The sequence below is a fragment of the Roseateles sp. GW821-FHT02E12 genome (genome assembly GCF_059421665.1).
Map to the genome: position 1 here is coordinate 518,703 of NZ_JBWKVK010000002.1, position 15,502 is coordinate 534,204.

Genomic DNA, 15,502 nt, shown 5'->3' on the forward strand with positions numbered 1-15,502 from the left:
GCGGTCGGGTCAGTAGGTGGCGACCGTGTGGCGGGCGATGTAGTCGAAGTTGATGTCTTCGCCCAGGCCCGGGCCCTGGGGCAGGGCGACAAAACCTTGCGAATCCATCGGGTCGACGATGGCGTGCATGTAGGCCGGCACGTCCTCATAGTCCAGGAAGGGGTGCAGCAGCCCGCGCTCGTACCAGGTGCAGTTGCGGATGGCGCCGCACACGGCGAGGTTGGGGGCACCGTTGCCGTGCACCTCGCAGTTCATGCCGAAGGACTCGGCCAGGTGCGCCACCTTCATCGTCGGACTGATGCCGCCGCAGCCGGTGACGCCAGCGCGCAGGATGTCACTAGCTCCTGCCGTCACCCAGCCGGCCCGCGCGTAGTGCTTGCCCGACAGGCTCTCCGGGCCCAGGATGGGAATGCGCAACTGCTCGGCCAGCCAGGCGTAGGAGGCCGTGCTCTGCTCGTTCATCATTTCCTCGAACCAGGTGAACTCCAGCTCCTCCAGCGCGCGGCCGATGCGCAGCGCGTCGGTGCGGCTGTACTCGTGGTAACCGTCCAGCATCAGCGCGATGTCGGGGCCCACGGCCTTGCGCACCGCCGTGCAGGCCTTGATGTCCATGCCCGGGTCGGGTGCGAAGCGCACCGGCGGCATCCAGGTGTGCAGCTTGATGGCCTTGTAGCCGCGCGCCACCAATTGCAGCGCGAAGGCGGCGTATTCCTCGGGAGTTGACAGGCCTCCGGCGAGCTCATCGCCGCACATGGTGCTGCCGTAGGCGGGGATCTTGTCGCGGTATCCGCCCAGCAGTTGATAGACGGGCGTGTTGAAGGTGCGGCCCACCAGGTCCCAGATGGCGCTGTCCACCGCGCCCAGCGCGCGGTCGGTGAGCTGCCCGGCGCTGCCGCGCTGCCAGTGCTCCAGCTCGCACCACAGCTTTTCGCGGTTCAGCGCGTCGCCGCCCACCAGCACGCGGCGCACGAACTGATCGAGCACGTGGGGCCGCACCACCTGGGGCGGCGCGAAGCAGTGGCCTTCCACGCCGTCAGTGCTGCGCACGGTCAGCAACGCGAGGTGGCCCGTGCCCAGCGGGCCGGGGTGGGAGTGGCCGGCGGCGTCCACCGAACGCCGGGTGGGGTGGGTGAACTCCACCGCCTTCACGCTTTCGATCTTGATCATGGTGCGATTTCTCGTCAGTCGTCTGATGACTTGAAGTGTACATGCGATGAACTGGATATCCCATTTAATCGGGGTAAACAACTAGATTTGCCCGGAAATTAAGCCAAACAAGTTGTCTGATGACTTCTATACTGACATCAGTCGTCCGATGACTTGACCAACTTTGATCGATACCGCCGTGACCCAGCCCTCATCCCCCGCCGGTCGTACCCCCAGCCTCTCGCAGCGCGTGGTCGAAGGCGTCGCTGAGCGCATCGCCAGCGGCGCGCTCAAGCCGGGCGATCGCGTGCCGACCGAGCCTGTCCTGATGCAGGAGTTCGGCGTCAGCCGCAGCGTGGTGCGCGAAGCGCTGTCGCGGCTGCAGGCCAACGGGCTGCTGCGCACGCAGCAAGGCATAGGCAGCTTCGTGCTGGCGCCCAAGGTGGACGCATTGCCGCTGCAGCAGGCCCCGGGCGCCGAGCTGAGGCTGCAGCAGAAGCTGGCCATGCTGGAGCTGCGCCTCAGCCTTGAGCCCGAGGCGGCCGCGCTGGCAGCGCAGCGCCGCACGCCGGAGCAACTGGCCGACATGGAGCGTGCGCTGGACGACTTCGACACCCAGCACAGCACCGGCGAGGGCACAGCCGAGGCCGACTACCGCTTCCACGAGCTGATGGCTCAGGCCACGGGCAACGAGTACTTCGCCCATGTGCTGCGTGCAATGAGCAGCGCCACCATCCCGCGCCAGGCCGCAGGCGCAGTCAATCGCAAGCGGGGCGCCAAGGCCCCGCGCTTTGGCGAGCCCTCGCCCGAGCTGCGTTCAGGCAAGGACATCACCGCGCAGGAGCACCGCGCGGTGCTCGAAGCCATCCGCCGCGGTGACGCCGCGATGGCGCGCGCCGCCATGTTCATGCACTTGAACAACAGCCGCGAGCGCATGAAGAACACCAGCCGCTGAGCCTACGTCTCGGCCGTCCCTCAACCGCGATCCGCAAAAAACGATATTCCATTGGAGACAAGATCATGCGAATTCAACACCGCCCCACGGCCGTAGCCCTGGCCCTGCTGGGCCTCGCCACCGCGTCGCCGCTCGCGCAGGCACAGGAGCAGGGAAACCAGACGATTGAACGGGTCGAGATCACCGGCTCCATCATTCGCCGCTCGGTCAAGGACGAAGCCGCCTTGCCGGTCACGTCCATCAAGGCCAGCGAGCTGGATGCGCGGCTGAACACCGAGCTGAAGGACCTCATGCTCGAGCTGCCCCAGGCCAACTCCCTGGGCAGCTACGCCGGCACCGCCGGCCCCATGACCAGCCTGCGCGGCTTCGGCCCCATGCGCACGCTCACGCTGCTCAACGGCCGTCGTCTGGCCAAGGAGCCGCTGACCAACCAGTACGTCAGCGTCAACGTGATTCCGCGCATGGCCATGAGCCGCACCGACATCCTGCGCGACGGCGCCTCGTCGAGCTACGGCTCCGACGCCATGGGCGGCGTGCAGGCCTTCTACACGCTGGACCGCTACAAGGGCGTGGGCATCAAGCTGGAGACCGTACAGCCGGAGCGGTCCGGTGGTGGCTCGACCAAGTCCCTCGGATTGATCGGTGGCGTTGGCGACCTGGGCGCCGACGGCTGGAACGTCTATGCCGCGCTTGACGTGCAGCACCGCGACGTGCTGCCCCGCACGGCCCGCCCCGAACTCACCGACGGTTCCGCGCTGACGCAGCTGGGCATCAGCACCGCCCCGGGCCTGGGTGCCAACGCCACGCCGGGCAATTTCACCGACCCCAACAACCCCGCCGCAGCGCTGCGCACCGTGCGCTACAACCCGATGTACGCCGCCGGCTGCTTGCCGCCGTACTCGGTGCCCAGCACCTCGGGCGGCCGCCAGACCTGCTTCCTGGACGCCAACACACAGTACACGACGTTCAACAACAAGAACGACATCCTGAACTTCTATGCCCAGGGCAAGCTGCAGCTGCCCGGTGACCACCTGATCACGGCCGAGTTCAACCACAGCAAGTTCAGCGTCGATCAATACAACAACCCGGCCGCGCCGACGGTGCGGCTGACCAGCACCCATCCCTACTACCCCGGCAACGGCATCGTGCCCGCCGTGCCTGGCCTGAACCTCGCCGGCCGCCCCATCGACGTGCTGTGGTCGGTGGCCGATGCCGGCCCGCGCATCCGCGACGACATCCACACCAACGACCGCCTCGTCTTCACCGCCGAAGGCAGCCTCGGCGATTGGGAATACCGCGGAGGCCTCAACTTCGGCGCCTCCCAGCGCAAGACCCAGGCAGGCCCGGGCTGGCTGCATGTGACCGGCATCGCCAGCGTGCAGGGCACCACCTCGCGCACGCTCTTCCTCGACCCCAAGCTCAACCCCTTCGGCTTGCAGAGCGCCGAGGGCCTGGCGCTGCTGGCCGCCGCGGGCATGGATGGGCAGACGCTGCGCCTGCACAAGGCCGAGAACACCAGCATCGACGCCACCTTCAGCCGCAGCCTCATGAAGCTGTCCGGCGGCGACCTGATCCTCGCGCTGGGTGGTGAATTGCGTCGCGATACCTGGAAGGCCATCGGCCTGGCCAGCAACGACCTGTCTCCCGCGCTGAACGGCCAGATCGACCTGCTGGGTGGCGACAACATCGCCACCGGCGCCAACTCCAGCACCAGCACCAAGATCGGCCGCGACATCACCTCGCTGTATGCCGAGGCCGACGCCCCGCTGCTGAAGGACCTCACCTTGAACGTCTCGGTGCGTGGTGACAAGTACGGCGACCTGGGCGAGACGACCTGGAACCCCAAGCTCAGCGCACGCTGGACGCCCATCTCCAGCCTGGTGCTGCGGGCTTCGGCCAACACCGGCTACCGCGCACCCAGCCTGCCCGAGATCTACACCAAGGAAACCGAGCGCACGTCGATGGCGGTGTTCAACGACCCGCTGCTGTGCCCGACGGTCAACGGCGTGCCCACGCCCAAGGCCGGCTATGCGCCGGAAGTGGTGTGCGGCCTGACCGGCTACAACCAGATCACCAAGGTGCCCAACAACGCCGGTGTGAAGCCAGAGACCTCGCGCAGCCTGACCTTCGGCTTCGGCTACGAGCCCGTCAAGAACCTGACCCTCACGGTGGACTACTGGCGCACGCAGATCGACAGCGTCATCGGCAACCGCGCCATCGACTACATCCTCGCCAACCCCACGATCTACCCCAGCCTGTTCCTGCGCAACGCCGACGGCACGCTGGGTGTGCCGGCTGCATCGGGCGCCAAGGATGCCGTCATCAACACGCCGTCCAACGTGGGTGCGCTGCGCGGCGCGGGCCTTGACGTGAGCCTGAAGTACATCGCGCCCAAGCAAAGCTGGGGCACGCTGTCGGGCGGCATCGACATCGCCTACCTGACCCGCTGGGACGCCCGCTCCGAAGGCGTGAACAACGGCAACTGGGTCTCGGCTCTGGGCTTCTTCAACGACGTGGTGCCGGTGAACCCGAACGCCGGCCTGTCCAACGCTACTCGCGGCCTGAACAACCGTTGGCGCCACACGGCCCAGGTGGCCTGGCAGAGCCCGGACTGGATGGTGCAACTCTCGCAGCGCTACCAAAGCAAGATCGTTGACCAGAACCTCGCCGCGGCCACCGGCGCGGGCACCTCAGGCCCGCGCGACGTCAGCTCCTACGCCCAGTACAACTTGATGCTCAAGTACACCGGCATCAAGAACGTGGGCTTGTCGCTGGGCGTGAGCAACCTGCTCGACAAGCAGCCGCCGCTGACCAACCACAACGCCTACCGCGGCTACCTGACCAGCATCGCCGACGTGCTGGGCCGCGCCTACGTGCTGACGGCGGACTACAAGTTCTGAGGCACGCCGCTCACTTGCACTTGTAGGGCTTGCCGAACATCGGCACCGTGCGTGGCGCAACGCTGTTGTTGAAGGGGTCGGTGTCGGCGATGCGCGAGCGCAGCACCTCCACGCAGGTATCGCCGCGGCGTAACAGCGTGCGGTGGTCGCTGGTGCGCTCCGACACCCATTCGCCCGTGGCGGCGGCGGCGTCGGCGATGCGGTCTTCCAGCGTGCGCCGGGGCGTGTTGCTGCGCGCGTCGCTGAGGGCCGGGTTGCGCGCTGCCGCCGTGGAGGCGGCGTAGCCGGGCGGCAGCGTCAGGCGCAGCGTGCTGCGTGCGGGTTCGGTGCTGGCCGCCTCGGGCGGCGACACACCGGGCGCTGCAATGACGGGCGCGGCCGGAGGGGCCTCGGCCGTGAAGGCGGGCGGTGTGATGACCGGCGTGGCGGGCGCCACGATGCGTGGCGGGGGCAGGCGCATCTCGGGAGGCGGTGGCACCGTGAGCTTGGGCGGCACGATGCGCACCGTCGTCACGCGCTGCTCGCTGCGGACAAGGCTTGCGGGCTTGTGCAGCCACAGCGCCGTCAGCAGCGCCAGGTGCAGCCCGAGAACGAGGCCGCGTGCGACCCAGCGGTGGTCCACGTGCCTACAGCTTCACGCTGAGCTTGCTGCCTGCCGGCGCCACCAGTTGGGCCGCGTCGGGCCAGTTCTCCTGACCGGTCAGCAGCGCGCAGGGGCGGCTCTTCTCGCCTTTCTTGGTCTCCGGGTCGCGCTCGCCGGTGGCTTGCGGCAGCGGCAGGCCCAGCAGCTGGCCATTCTCCCGCCACTCCAGCTCCCAGGTCGGCGTGGGGCTGCAGATGCGCACGGCCTCGATGCGCGGGAAAAGCCAGCGCAGGTAGAAGGGCAGCAACTCCTCGCGCAGCGTGCGGGCCACGCGTATGACCTCGCGCACCTTGGCCAGGGTGAGCTGCTCCGGCGGCACGGTCAGCTCGAGGCTGCCGCGCACGGCCATCTGGCCCTTGGCGGCGTTGGTCGCGAGGTCGGCCGTCTTGCCTTCGGCCTCGGGCAGCACGGGCAGGTCGAAGCGGCCCTGGGCATCGAGCTTGAGGGGGTAGTCGGCATCGTCGCTGCGCACGGCCATGCGGATGTCGGGCAGCGGCACCTTGGTCTTGTCGAGGTCGACCCTGAAGTCCATGCGAAACAGGCCTTCGCCGTGCTTGCCCAGCTTGGTCAGCAGGCTATTGATCATCCCGTAGGGCAGCACGCTGCCGTCGCGCTTGAGTTCCGTCTTCACGGGGGGCAGCACCTCGGTCTGGGCCAGGGCGGCGCTGCAGGCGAGCAGAAGGGCAGTCAGGAGGAGGGGGCGCATCGGTCAGGTGGGTGTGAAGAGAGGGTCAACGCTGCTCGCAGCGGTAGGCCGGGGTGGCGCCCCAGGGCGTGGGTGCCGAGCTTTCGTTGAAAGGCTGCCGGCCGGCGGTGCGGTTGCGGTGCAGGTTGATGCAGGTGTTGCCGCGGCGCAGGCGCACGAAGTCAGCGTCCATGCGCTCTTCAACCCAGCGGCCATTGCCGCCCAGATCGTTGGCGATGCGGGCGCCGAAGCGGCTCACGGGCGTGTTGCCGCGCGGGTCGTCGAGCGCAGGCTGGCGCCGGGCGGCGTCGACCAACTCGGGCAGGTCCAGCCGCAGCGGATGCGGTGCCGGCGGGGCGGCGGGGCTGGGCGTGTCGGTCGGCTCCGGCGCGACCTCGGCGGGCGGGGCCAAGGCAGGTTCGGCGGCCGGCGCTGCCGCTGGCGCACGCAGCGCTGGCGTTGGCACCGCGGTGGGTGTCGAGGGCTCGGCGGCAGGCCGCACGGGGATGAGCCTCAGTTCGCTCCAGGGGCTTGGTGCGGTCTGGGCACTCCTGGAGCGGACGTTCAGCAGGGCCAGCATGCCGGCATGCAAGGCCAGGATCAGCAGCCAGGTCGGTGCCGACGGCGCGCGCCGTTCAGCCCACATCGCCGCCCTCCTCGGGCTCGGGGCCGGGCTCCCAGGCGAGCAGGTCGCCGGGCTGGCATTGCAGGACTTCGCAGATGCGCGAGAGGGTGTCGAAGCGCACGCCGCGCACCTTGCCGCTCTTGAGCAGCGACAGGTTGGCCTCGGTGATGCCCACGCGCTCGGCCAGCTCGCGCGAGCGCATCTTGCGCCGGGCGAGCATGACGTCGAGGGTGACGACGATAGGCATGGGCTTAGATGAATTCAGCGTTCTCGTCGGCGACGCGGGCGGCTTCTGCCAGCACCTGGGCCAAGGCCAGTAGCAGCAGGCCGAACAGCAGCGCGAGGTAGTGGTCGGCCGACAGCCCGAACCACAGCTGGCGCTGGCCCTTGGGGTTGCCCCAGGTCAGGGCCAGGATGGCCAGCGTCTGGCCCAGTGGCTGTGCGGCGGCCAGCGCGCACAGGCCCAGGCCCAGGCGTCGCAGATGCTGGGCCGGCCGGCGGGCCAGCAGCTCGCCCTGGGCGAAGCAGCCGAACAGCGACCACATCTGCCACAGCGCGAACAGGCTGACCGACGTGGGCAGCATCGAGGCCGCGAGGCCCCACAGGCGCGAGCCGATATCGAGCTGCAGCTTGTTGACGTTCCACAGATGCGACGCCACCTCGGCCACCCAGTCGGCCTCGGCCCAGAAGATGAAGGGCAGGGTGCCGATGACCACGACGCCGAGCAGGCAGAGCACCCGCACGACCCAGGCCAGGCGGCGGATGCGCCGCAGACCGTCGGCGGAGAAGGAGTCGGGCATGGTGACCTTCGCGAAACAAGAAAAACTTACTGTAAAACAATAATTGCTTGCTGTGATGAAGCAAGTAAACCTCTCCCCGAGAATTGGGGGATGAGCAAGAAGACCGCCCATGTCAGCGAAACCCCGGCAACCCAGGCCCTGAAGCGCGCCGGCGTTGCCTTCACCGAACACGTCTACGACTACGTCGAGCACGGCGGCACGGCGGAGTCGTCCAAGCAGCTGGGCGTCGAGGAGCACGCCGTCGTGAAGACGCTGGTGATGCAGGACGAAAAGGCCGAGCCGCTGATCGTGCTGATGCATGGCGACCGCACCGTCAGCCTGAAGGAGCTGGCGCGGCAGATCCCCTGCAAAAAGGTCGAACCCTGCAAGCCCGACGTGGCCCAGCGCCACAGCGGCTACCAGGTCGGCGGCACCTCGCCCTTCGGCGTGCGCAAGGCCATGCCGGTGTTCGTCGAGGCGAGCATCCTGGCGTTGGAGAAGATCTGCATCAACGGCGGCCGCCGCGGCTATCTCGTCGGCATCGAGCCGCGAGTGCTGACGGAGCTGCTGGGTGCACGGCCGGTGCACTGCGCCAACGCGGCGTGACGGCACTGGGAGGCGCGCGCCGCGGGCTCACCGCGAGCGGCGCGCTGTTGATCGAGTTCGCGCAGTTCGCGCGCAAGGAAGCGCAGGCCTGCCTGTTCGCGGGGCTGTTTTTCACGTCGGTGCTGTTCGTGCCGCGAGCGGGCGTGTTCGGCATCCCGCGCTACGACGCCCTGCTGCTGATCGCCGTGGTCATCCAGGCCTGGATGCTGTGGACCGGCCGCGAAACCTGGGACGAGCTGAAGGCCATCTGCCTGTTCCACGTGCTGGGGTTTGCGTTGGAGGCGTTCAAGACCTCGGGCGGCATCCGCTCGTGGTCGTACCCTGACTTTGCGTACACCAAGCTGTTCGGCGTGCCCCTGTTCTCGGGCTTCATGTACGCCGCGGTAGGCAGCTACATCATCCAGGCGTGGCGGCTGTTCCAGTTGCGCGTGGAGCACCACCCGCCGTATTGGATGGCCGGCCTGATCGCCAGCCTGCTGTACTTGAACTTCTTCACGCACCACTTCATCGGCGACTACCGGTGGATCCTGGCCGCGGCAGCGCTGGGGCTGTACGCCCGCTCGCGCGTGGTGTTCCGGCCGCACCTCGTCGACCGGCGCATGCCGCTGCCCCTGGCATTGGTGCTGGTCGGGTTCTTCATCTGGCTGGCCGAGAACATCGGCACCTTCTTCGGCTTGTGGGCCTACCCGCATCAGCTGGGTGCATGGGCGGCGGTGCACCTGAGCAAGTGGAGCGCGTGGTCGCTGCTGGTGCTCATGAGCTTCACCATCGTCACCAACCTCAAGCACATCAAGGCCAGCGTGCACGTGCCGCCTTGAGTGGGCATGGGAGCCGGGTTTGCGCAGGCGCGCGGCGACGGGCCTTGCTTCGGCAGCCGACGCCCGCTCGTTTTGCCGGGCATCGACCGCCCAGACCTGCCTGACAATCTCACGCCATGGACACCCTTTTCACCCTTCTTGCCGTCATCGCCGGCTACCTGATCGGTTCGCTGTCATTCGCCGTCATCATCAGCCGTGCGATGGGCCTGTCGGACCCACGCTCCTACGGTTCGGGCAATCCCGGCGCCACCAACGTGCTGCGCTCGGGCAACAAGGCCGCGGCCATCCTGACGCTGGTGTTCGACGCGCTCAAGGGCTATCTGCCCGTGCTCGCCGTGGTGATCTGGGGCCCCAGGTTCGGCCTCGGCGAGGGCACGGCAGCGCTGGTCGGCCTGGCGGCCTTCCTCGGCCATCTGTGGCCGGTGTTCTTCAAGTTCGTCGGCGGCAAGGGCGTGGCCACGGCGGCCGGCGTCATCTTCGGGCTCAACCCGCTGCTAGGGGTTGCGACGCTGGCGACCTGGCTCATCATTGCCTGGTTCAGCCGCTATTCGTCCCTGGCCGCCATCGTGTCGGCCGCGTTCGCGCCGATGTATCAGTTGCTCATTTGGGAAGCCGGCCCCACGGCGCTCGCCCTGATCATCATGGGTTTGCTGCTGGTGTGGCGCCACCAGGCCAACATCAAGAAGCTGCTGGCCGGCACCGAGAGCAAGCTCGGGGCCAAGGCCGCGGCCGCATCGAAAACCGTCAAACCTACCAAGAACCGGAAGAAAGCATGACCGCCTCCACCCCCGTTGAACGTTTCGACATCGGCGCCCGCCTGTCGGAGATGGCCGTCCACAACGGCGTGGCCTACCTCGCCGGCCAGGTGCCCGAGGACGCCAGCGCCGACATCACCGGCCAGACGGCCCAGGTGCTGAGCGCCATCGACAAGCTGCTGGCCCGCGCCGGCACCGACAAGAGCCGCATCCTGCGCGCCCAGATCTACCTGGCCGACCGCGCCGATTTCCCCGGCATGAACACCGCGTGGGACGCCTGGGTGTCCGCCGGGCACACGCCGCCGCGCGCCACCGTCATCGCCGGCCTGGCACGGCCGGAGTGGAAGGTGGAGATCGTCGTCACGGCGGCAGTGTGATGACTTTGCGGGACAGGCCGATCGAGCGAAGCGAGTAGCTCTGTCCCCAACTGATCAGGACTCGGCTGCGCGCTCGCGCCAGAACTCCACGTCGATGAGCTGCTCGGCGCCGGTGCGCGCGTTGACCAGCCAGAACTGACGCCCATCGGCGCTGATGCGCGCCACCTCGCCCACATGCCGCCCGGCCGCTACGCGCCGGCCGAGCGTGTTGGCCGGGAAGCCCGGCTCCCGCGCCAATTCCAGCAACGGCTGGGCCTCGCGGGTGTCGCCGGCCAGGCGCAGCCGCTGCACCAGCGGCGCCAGCAGCGGGCTCGCCGCATCGGCCGGCGACACGAACAGCACCAGCTTGGCCTGGGCGCGGCTCAAGCCCACGTTGAGCAGGCGCTGCGCCTCCTCGCCATGCAGGAAGGGCTGGGCGCCGTCGGCGGGGTCGAACAGCACCACGGGCGCCTCGCTGCCCTGGGCGCGATGCACGGTGCTGACGCGCAGCGACTCCGGCAGGCCCCGTGCGCGCAGCCGCTGGCGGATCAGCGCGCGCTGGGCGCGGAAGGGCGTCAGCACGATCAGCTCCTGCGGCTGCCACTGGCCGCTGGCCAGCGCGCGTTCCAGCAACTCGGCAATCGCCTCGGCTGACTCTCGCCGCACCGGCCCGCGTTCGGCGGCCACCCAGCCGCCATCCGTCTTCACGCGGTGTACATGCACATGCACGTCGGCGGCGATGTCGCCCAGCTGACGTTGGCGGGCCGCCTGCCAGTCGGGCGACGCTGCCGCGTCCGCCGCCACGCGCAGCGCGCCGTCGTAGAACAACTGGCTGACCAGCTCGCCGATGGGCGGCGCCATGCGCGACTGCTCGTCCAGCAGCGCAACGGACGCCCCGCCGCGCGGCATCTCCGCAAAGGCCGAGCGGCCCAGCCAGCGCCGCGCCAGGCGGTCGTCGCTGCGCAGCACCGGCGAGAGCTGTTGCGGGTCGCCCGCGAAGAGGCGCGCCCGGCCCAGCGGCATCAGCACCAGCGCATGTGCCAGGCTCACCTGGCTGGCTTCGTCGAACACCAGCAGGTCGAAGGGCGGCTCGCCATCGGGTGCCAGCTCGCGCAGGGCTTTCAGCGTGAAGGCCGCGCGCGTGGTGGTCATGCTGGCCAGGCGGCAGCGCTGCAACACCTTCAGCGACGCGCTGCGCAGCTCGTCGCGCAGCCCCGCCACGCGGTCGGCCCAGGCCTTCAGCGCGAGTGCATCGCGGGCCGACGGCCGGCCGGCTTCCGCGCGGGCCAGCCGCGTGATCAGCTCCCGGTCTTGCGTCGGGATGAGGTGTTCGCGGCCTTCGTAGGCGGCGGCGTCGAAGCGCGTGCCCAGGCGCTGCACGGCCTCGCGCAAGTGTTCACGCCGGCCTTTCTGCAAGGCCTTGTCCACGGCCAGCGTGGCCTGGTCCACCGCCTGGTTGGTGGTGGACAGCAGCAGCACGCGGGCGTGCGGGTTGCGGTCCAGGTACTCTGCCAGCAACACACCCAGCGTGGTGGTCTTGCCCGTGCCCGGTGGCCCCCACAGGAAGCCGCTGCTGTAGCCCGCCAACGCCAGCGCCGCGCGCTGGGCCGGGCGCAGCCAGCGGAAGGGCTCGCCCGTCAGCGCCGTGCCGCCGCGCAGTGGCTGCGGGCGCGACAGGTCGGGCAGGCAGGCGAGCGCCTGCTCGGCCCAGGGCGTGTCCCACCAGGCATCGGCCACGGCGTTCAGGAAGCGCGTGGGGTAGAGGCGGATCAGATGCCCGGCGGGCGGCGGCGGGCTGCTGGCGTTCTGCAGCACCAGTTGGTCGTCCTCGGCCACCACCGCCAGCACGCTTGCACCACCTTTGGCAGGCGCGCCCCACCAGGCCGCGGCACCGTCCAGGCTGTCGTCCAGCAGCGCCTGGGCCGACGCGGCGCCGGGCCGCTGGCCCTCGGCGAACACATAGCCGGGCTCCAGCGTCACCCGCCACAGCGTGCCGTCACGCTCGGTGTGCAGTACCTTGAAGTCGTAGTACTCGGGCGTGGCCGACAGCTCGGCGTTCAGGGCCGCTCGGAGGTCGGCGAGGCTCATGTCTCAGGGAAAGGGCAGGGCGGGGGAGGGCGCGACTGTAAGGGCCTTGGCAAAGGCGCCCGGGTAGCCCTACTGATCGCGCTGCAGCGCCGTCAGGGCTTTGAGTTCGCAGCTGACTTCCCTGGCATTTGAAAGTCCGCCGGCAGCAGCGTGACGACGCGCGTCATCTGCAGAGCCGGGACACCGTCGCTGCCACCGATCCTGTGCCCGAATGATTCGCCGGATGCGAGCATGCCCTTGTGCTCCCCCAGGGCCTTGCCGCCGTAGCTGGGCTGGGTCAGCACCTGCAGCTTGCCGTCGTCTGTGCGCGTGACCGTGAAGTCCAGCCGCCAGCTGTCGGCCGCCGTGGCGCCCCACTGCAGGCTGCTGCGTGCGCCCAGCGTCGTGATCAGCCGCGGCGCGGCCTTGAACTCGCCTGACGACACGTTGAGGCGGATCTCCACCTTCTGCTGTGCCGCGGCCTCGGCCGGCGATGCCGGTGCCGTGCTCTGCGCTGCATAGGCCAGGCCGGCGATGCCCAGCAGTGCCAGCCCGAGGGCGGCGCCACGGCGGCGCGACAAGAAGTGGGGGCGGTTCAACATGGCAATCCTTTCGACGAGAGGGTGGGAGCTGCCCCAGCGGCTCGCCAGTGGCGCGCCGAGGCTGTGAAGATCGTGGGCGGCCAGCAGCGCGCGGGTGTAGTCGGCCAACGCGCCCGGCCGTGAGGCCAGCACCGCGGCATCGCAGGCCAGTTCCTGGTCAGCCTGGAAGCGCCGCGCGGCCCACCAGGCCAGCGGGTTCCACCAGTGCAGGGCCGTGAGCCCGCAGGCCAGCAGGTTCCAGAGGTTGTCCAGGCGCTCGCGGTGCACCTGCTCGTGGGCCAGGATGAGTTCGCGCTGCGCAGGCGGGAAGCGCTGCTCGAAATCGGCGGGCAGGGCGATGCGTGGCCTCAGCAGGCCGACGAGTGCGGGGCTGCTGCCGGCCGGCAGGTGGCTGCCCAGGCGGGCGAGTCGCCATTGCCGATGGGCTTGAGCCAGGGCCACCAGCCCGGCGCCCGCCAACCACAGCGCCAGCCAGAACGCCGCCGTGTCTGTCGGTGGCCCCGGCAACGCGGGCAGCGTCGGTACAGCCTGTGTGCCCGTGGCCTGCAGCACCAGCCTCAGCGGCTCCTGCGCCGGCCGGGGCAGGGCGGGCGTCAGCAGCAGCGCCGGCACGAGCAGCCAAGCCGCGTAGACGGCCGCCGCACCCAGGCGCTTCAGCAGCACCGGCCGCAGCGCCCCCAGCAGCAGGATGGCCGCGCTGAAAAGCAGCGCCTGTCGAGCGAGCAGGGCGAGCCATGCCTCAGTCATGGCCCTGCTCCTTCAGCAGCGCCTTCAACGCCGCGATGTCGTCCGCGTTCAGCTTGCGCTCCGATGCGAACTGCGCCACCAGCGGCGCCAGCCGCCCGCCGAACAGCCGGTCGATCAGCGACAGGCCCGTGTCGGCCACCCAGGCGTCTTCGGGCACGGCGGGGGCGTACAGAAAGCGCCGGCCGTCGCGCTCGGCGGTGACGGCGCCTTTCTTCAACAGGCGGTTCAGCAGCGTCTTCACGGTGGCGAGCTGCCAGCCTTGCTGGGGGGCCAGCACCTCGGCGATTTCGTCGGCAGCCTGCGGTGCGCGTTGCCAGAGCAGGCGCATGACCTGGGCTTCGGCGTCGCTGATGGGGGTGGACGGATGGGTCATTGATTACGGCCGTAAACGATGACGAATGATTACGCGTGTAAACGCAACCGTCAAGCCCCTTGTCACAGCCCCGCCATGTCGCCCGCGTAGGCTCGCGGCCTACAGCCGCTGTTGCGGCCGGGAGCCGTTGTGAGCCACATCGAAGACGAGCTGGTGAAGCGCATTCACCGCGACCTGCAGGACGATTTCGACGAGGAGCTGGAGCTCGAACTGGAAGACCGCGATTACGGCGAGATGGCCAGCGACGCGCCGGCTGAGGCCCTGATCGAGCGCAAGCGCTATTTCCGCGAGCTGTTCAGGTTGCAGAGTGAGCTGGTCAAGCTGCAGGACTGGGTGCAGCACAGCGGCCACAAGGTCGTCATCCTGTTCGAGGGGCGCGATGCGGCGGGCAAGGGCGGCGTCATCAAGCGCATCACGCAGCGGCTGAACCCGCGTGTGTGCCGCGTGGCCGCGCTGCCGGCACCCAACGACCGCGAGCGCACGCAGTGGTATTTCCAGCGCTATGTGTCGCACCTGCCGGCGGCCGGTGAGATCGTGCTGTTCGACCGCAGTTGGTACAACCGCGCCGGCGTGGAGCGCGTGATGGGCTTCTGCACGGACGAGCAGTACGAGGAGTTCTTCCGCTCCGCGCCGGAGTTCGAGCGCATGCTGGCGCGCTCGGGCATCCAGCTCATCAAGTACTGGTTCTCCATCAGCGACGACGAGCAGCGCGTGCGCTTCCTGGGCCGCATCCACGACCCGCTCAAGCAGTGGAAGTTGAGCCCCATGGACCTGGAATCCCGCCGCCGCTGGGAGGAATACACCAAGGCCAAGGAGGTGATGCTGGAGCGCACCCACACGCCCGAGTCGCCGTGGTGGGTTGTGCCGGCCGACGACAAGAAGCGTGCGCGGCTGAACTGCATCCACCACCTGCTGTCGCAAATGCCCTACGAAGAGGTGCCGCACAGCGACATCGAGCTGCCCGCCCGCGAGCGCCGCGAGGACTACATCCGCCACCCGGTGGCGGGCGACATCATCGTTCCAGAGGTCTATTGAGGCGGCACTAGCATCGGGGCATGAAGTGGCCCCCGCTTTCGCTGCTTGTCGTCATCGCGTTGACGGCGTTGGCTTCCTGGGCCTGGCGTGGCCATCTGGCCGGCCAGGACGGACAACTGCTCGCGCAGCGCGTGAAGCCGGGCGATATCCGCATGATCTCGTCCGAGACCTGCCCCTGGTGCCTGGCCGCGCGGCGCTGGATGACCCAGCAGGGCATTCCGTTCCAGGAATGCTTCATCGAGCGGGACGCCACCTGCCTGGCTGACTACCAGGCCCTGGGCGCCGCGGGCACGCCCACGCTGATGGTGCGCGGCCAGCGTGTCATCGGCTTCGACCGCGCGCGGCTGATCGACATCCTGGGTCAACCGTGATGCCGCGCTGGCAGCGACTAAGCAGCCTCGGAATGCGCG

17 protein-coding genes are annotated in these 15,502 nt (G+C 69.0%); 8 read left to right on the plus strand and 9 right to left on the minus strand.

The window, feature by feature from the left end:
- Positions 1–9: 9 nt before the first annotated feature.
- Entirely contained in the window at positions 10–1,167 is a 1,158-nt protein-coding gene (locus AC07V5_RS13155; protein WP_495116123.1) for a mandelate racemase family protein, read from the minus strand.
- A gap of 178 nt (positions 1,168–1,345) precedes the next feature.
- Here AC07V5_RS13155 and AC07V5_RS13160 point away from each other — a divergent pair, with 178 nt between their 5' ends.
- Together AC07V5_RS13160 and AC07V5_RS13165 are read left to right on the plus strand one after the other, a co-directional pair.
- Positions 1,346–2,101 (plus strand): FadR/GntR family transcriptional regulator, encoded by a 756-nt coding sequence (locus tag AC07V5_RS13160; RefSeq protein ID WP_495116124.1) that lies wholly within the window; start codon positions 1,346–1,348, stop codon positions 2,099–2,101.
- Positions 2,102–2,166: 65 nt separating this feature from the next.
- Positions 2,167–5,001 carry a TonB-dependent receptor domain-containing protein gene (locus tag AC07V5_RS13165; protein WP_495116125.1) on the plus strand — a complete coding sequence of 945 codons (2,835 nt, stop codon included), beginning with the start codon at positions 2,167–2,169 and terminating at the stop codon, positions 4,999–5,001.
- A gap of 10 nt (positions 5,002–5,011) precedes the next feature.
- On the opposite strand, the gene AC07V5_RS13170 is transcribed toward AC07V5_RS13165, so the two are convergent.
- Genes AC07V5_RS13170 through AC07V5_RS13190 form a run of 5 tightly spaced genes read right to left on the minus strand, consistent with a single transcriptional unit; the run spans position 5,012 to position 7,754 of the window.
- Positions 5,012–5,623, minus strand: coding sequence for a hypothetical protein (locus AC07V5_RS13170; protein WP_495116126.1), 612 nt, complete (start codon positions 5,621–5,623; stop codon positions 5,012–5,014).
- Positions 5,624–5,627: 4 nt separating this feature from the next.
- Positions 5,628–6,350 (minus strand): hypothetical protein, encoded by a 723-nt coding sequence (locus tag AC07V5_RS13175; protein ID WP_495116127.1) that lies wholly within the window; start codon positions 6,348–6,350, stop codon positions 5,628–5,630.
- Positions 6,351–6,375: 25 nt separating this feature from the next.
- Positions 6,376–6,975 carry a hypothetical protein gene (locus AC07V5_RS13180; RefSeq protein WP_495116128.1) on the minus strand — a complete coding sequence of 200 codons (600 nt, stop codon included), beginning with the start codon at positions 6,973–6,975 and terminating at the stop codon, positions 6,376–6,378.
- Complete coding sequence (locus AC07V5_RS13185) at positions 6,965–7,201, minus strand: helix-turn-helix domain-containing protein (protein WP_495116129.1); 237 nt, start codon at positions 7,199–7,201, stop codon at positions 6,965–6,967. Before AC07V5_RS13185 ends, AC07V5_RS13180 begins: the two co-directional genes overlap by 11 nt.
- Before the next feature lie 4 nt (positions 7,202–7,205).
- Positions 7,206–7,754 carry a DUF2975 domain-containing protein gene (locus AC07V5_RS13190; protein WP_495116130.1) on the minus strand — a complete coding sequence of 183 codons (549 nt, stop codon included), beginning with the start codon at positions 7,752–7,754 and terminating at the stop codon, positions 7,206–7,208.
- Between the two features lie 90 nt (positions 7,755–7,844).
- Here AC07V5_RS13190 and ybaK point away from each other — a divergent pair, with 90 nt between their 5' ends.
- The 4 genes from ybaK (at position 7,845) to AC07V5_RS13210 (ending at position 10,289) form a co-directional block, all read left to right on the plus strand.
- Positions 7,845–8,339 (plus strand): Cys-tRNA(Pro) deacylase, encoded by a 495-nt coding sequence (gene ybaK, locus AC07V5_RS13195; protein WP_495116131.1) that lies wholly within the window; start codon positions 7,845–7,847, stop codon positions 8,337–8,339.
- Positions 8,336–9,157 carry a DUF817 domain-containing protein gene (locus AC07V5_RS13200; RefSeq protein WP_495116132.1) on the plus strand — a complete coding sequence of 274 codons (822 nt, stop codon included), beginning with the start codon at positions 8,336–8,338 and terminating at the stop codon, positions 9,155–9,157. The genes ybaK and AC07V5_RS13200 overlap by 4 nt, the downstream gene beginning before the upstream one ends.
- A 116-nt stretch (positions 9,158–9,273) precedes the next feature.
- Complete coding sequence (plsY, locus tag AC07V5_RS13205; protein ID WP_495116133.1) at positions 9,274–9,933, plus strand: glycerol-3-phosphate 1-O-acyltransferase PlsY; 660 nt, start codon at positions 9,274–9,276, stop codon at positions 9,931–9,933.
- On the plus strand, positions 9,930–10,289 hold the full coding sequence (locus tag AC07V5_RS13210) for a RidA family protein (protein ID WP_495116134.1): 360 nt from the start codon (positions 9,930–9,932) through the stop codon (positions 10,287–10,289). Before plsY ends, AC07V5_RS13210 begins: the two co-directional genes overlap by 4 nt.
- 54 nt (positions 10,290–10,343) lie before the next feature.
- Here AC07V5_RS13210 and AC07V5_RS13215 read toward each other — a convergent pair whose 3' ends face one another.
- The 3 genes from AC07V5_RS13215 to AC07V5_RS13225 form a co-directional block, all read right to left on the minus strand.
- The gene (locus tag AC07V5_RS13215) at positions 10,344–12,356 is read right to left on the minus strand and encodes a DEAD/DEAH box helicase (protein WP_495116135.1); all 2,013 of its coding nucleotides are present in this window, start codon (positions 12,354–12,356) and stop codon (positions 10,344–10,346) included.
- A gap of 92 nt (positions 12,357–12,448) precedes the next feature.
- Positions 12,449–13,684: a M56 family metallopeptidase gene (locus AC07V5_RS13220; protein WP_495116136.1), complete on the minus strand. Its 1,236-nt coding sequence runs from the start codon at positions 13,682–13,684 to the stop codon at positions 12,449–12,451.
- Positions 13,677–14,057: a BlaI/MecI/CopY family transcriptional regulator gene (locus AC07V5_RS13225; RefSeq protein ID WP_495116137.1), complete on the minus strand. Its 381-nt coding sequence runs from the start codon at positions 14,055–14,057 to the stop codon at positions 13,677–13,679. Before AC07V5_RS13225 ends, AC07V5_RS13220 begins: the two co-directional genes overlap by 8 nt.
- 129 nt (positions 14,058–14,186) lie before the next feature.
- Here AC07V5_RS13225 and ppk2 point away from each other — a divergent pair, with 129 nt between their 5' ends.
- Positions 14,187–15,092: a polyphosphate kinase 2 gene (gene ppk2 / locus AC07V5_RS13230; RefSeq protein ID WP_495116138.1), complete on the plus strand. Its 906-nt coding sequence runs from the start codon at positions 14,187–14,189 to the stop codon at positions 15,090–15,092.
- A gap of 20 nt (positions 15,093–15,112) precedes the next feature.
- Complete coding sequence (locus AC07V5_RS13235) at positions 15,113–15,463, plus strand: glutaredoxin family protein (RefSeq protein ID WP_495116139.1); 351 nt, start codon at positions 15,113–15,115, stop codon at positions 15,461–15,463.
- Positions 15,464–15,502: the final 39 nt, after the last annotated feature.